Annotated in this window: 2 protein-coding genes; both read right to left on the bottom strand. The window is 49.3% G+C overall.

Going from position 1 to position 2,477, the window contains the following annotated elements:
• Nucleotides 1-7: 7 nt before the first annotated feature.
• Nucleotides 8-1,279 carry a bifunctional folylpolyglutamate synthase/dihydrofolate synthase gene (locus IJN28_02650; GenBank protein ID MBQ6712674.1) on the bottom strand — a complete coding sequence of 424 codons (1,272 nt, stop codon included), beginning with the start codon at nucleotides 1,277-1,279 and terminating at the stop codon, nucleotides 8-10.
• 10 nt (nucleotides 1,280-1,289) lie between these two features.
• On the bottom strand, nucleotides 1,290-2,477 hold a 1,188-nt coding region (locus tag IJN28_02645), incomplete at its 5' end, for a class I tRNA ligase family protein (GenBank protein ID MBQ6712673.1).

The raw sequence follows: 2,477 nt of genomic DNA, 5'->3' as shown, positions 1-2,477 counted from the left end.
TTATTTCTCATTTTCCTTCTGTGAGCACTTCCCGCGCTCTGCCCACGAGATAGAACGAGCCGGCAATGCAGATGACAGAATCATCATTCGCTAATGCCTTTACGCGCTCGATACCATCTTCAATGCGTTCTACTGTTTCAACGTGCGATGCGCTAATATACTGCGCTACCGTTTCGGGCGACGCAGCACGTTCCGAGAGCGGCCATGTAACAACGACATCGTCACATTCGCGAACGAGCACTTCTGCCATTCCTTTTACATCTTTGTCCTGCAAGATGCCGAGCAGGAACAATATCTTTTGATCGGGGAACAGCTCATCAAGACTGCTCCGAAGGGCAGTCACGCCCGCAAGATTATGCGCACCATCCAAAAGGATCGTCGGCGCCTCGGACAATATCTCCAATCGGCAAGGCCATACAACATCAAAAAGACCGCATGCGATGCTGTTCTTATCAATGCCGAGATACTTCGCCGCGGCAACTGCGATAGAAGCGTTGTCTACTTGATACGAACCCAAAAGACGAAGCTGATACATCTCTTCCGTATCGCCTTGTCTAAAAATGAAACGACGCATACCGCCTTCCACGCCACAACTTACTGCCGAAAAATCTCTGCTACCAAGATAAAGTTCTGCACGTTTTGCTTGTGCTGTCTTCTCTACGATATTGAGCGGTTCACCGTCCGCATATACAAAAACAGGCACTCCTTCTTTGATGATGCCTGCCTTATGCTCTGCGATACCGCTAAGCGAATCGCCGCATTTTTCCGCATGGTCAACAGCAATGCTCGTGATGATAGACAGCTCGGGTACAATGACATTTGTCGAGTCCAGCAGTCCGCCCAATCCGACTTCGATGACCGCATAGTCTACACCTTCTTCGGCGAACACCCAAAAAGCCGCCGCTGTCAGTACTTCGAACTGTGTCGGATACTCCGCACCGTCTGCTTCCATCTGTTCGGCAACTTCTTTGACAACGAATATCGCCTCGGCAAACTTCGCCTCATCTATCGGTTTACCACCGATTCTCATACGTTCGGTATAAGAAGAAAGATGCGGGGATGTATACATCCCCGTTTTCTTCCCGGAAGCAGTGAGAATACTGCTGAGCATAGCAGTAGTAGAGCCTTTTCCGTTCGTTCCCGTTACATGGATCGTACGATATTCATTCTGCGGCTCGCCCATACGACGAAGCAGCTCTTCAATGCGAACGAGCCCCAGACGGATACCGAAACGATTCAGGCTTTCCAAATAACAGATAGCTTCCGAATACGTGTTCATACGCTTCTCCTTATGCAAGCGACTGCAAGTATTCAAGACGTTCTTTGACTGCTTGCTGTTTGTCCATATATTCTTTCTGTTTCGCGCGTTCTTTTTCGATAACATCGGCAGGTGCTTTTGCTACGAAGTTCTGATTGCTCAGTTTTTTCTCTGCACGTTCTACTTCTTTGATAAGCGTGTCAAGCTCTTTTGCAAGACGTGCCGTTTCTTTTTCTACGTCGATCAGACCAAGAAGCGGCATATAGATTTCTGCACCGCTGACGACAGCCGTCATTGCATTGGCAGGTTTTGTTTCACTGATAAGCTCTACCGTAACAGGCTCTGCCGCAGCGAGTTTCTGAAGGTACGGCAGGTTGTTTTCGAATACAGCTTTGCCGTCTTCCGTCGCTGTCTGGATCGTAACAGGGCTTTTTTTGCCCGGTGCCGCGTTGACTTCGGCACGCATGTTACGGATGGCTTTGACCGTATCCATGATGAGCGTCATATCACGTTCTGCCTCTTCATTGATAAGGCCTTTATCCGTCGGCCACTGGGATACCATGATGCTGACACCTTCATGCGGGAGGTGCTGCCAGATCTCTTCCGTGATGAACGGCATGAACGGATGGAGAAGTTTGAGCGTTTCGGTCAATACAGACGACAATACATACTGTGCCGTACGGCGTGCTTCTACATTTTCTTTGTCGTAGAGGCGTGCTTTGGAAAGCTCGATATACCAGTCACAGAGTTCGCTCCAGATAAATTCATAGAGTGCACGACCTGCTTCACCGAGTTCGAAACGTTCAAGGTTGTTCGTTACATCGAGAGCCGTTTTCTGATAGCGGCTGAGGATCCAACGATCCGCGAGCGTATAGTTTTCTTCGTTCGGCTGATAATCAGCAGGATAATCGCCGAGGTTCATCTGTACGAAGCGCGACGCATTCCACAATTTGTTTGCGAAGTTACGGCTCGATTCAACACGTTCCCAATAGAAACGCATATCATTACCCGGCGTATTGCCTGTGATGAGCATGAAACGAAGTGCGTCCGTGCCGTACTGGTTGATAACGTCGAGCGGATCGATACCGTTACCGAGCGATTTACTCATCTTACGGCCTTGCGAGTCGCGTACCAGACCATGGATGAATACATGGCGGAACGGGATCTCTTTTTGGAAGGCAAGCCCCATCATGATCATACGCGCTACCCAGAAGAAGAT

Source organism: Selenomonadales bacterium, from assembly GCA_017442105.1.
Classification (GTDB): Bacteria; Bacillota; Negativicutes; order RGIG982; family RGIG982; genus RGIG982.
The sequence above is the reverse complement of the archived record's forward strand: the minus strand, read 5'-3'. Positions and strand labels throughout refer to the sequence as shown.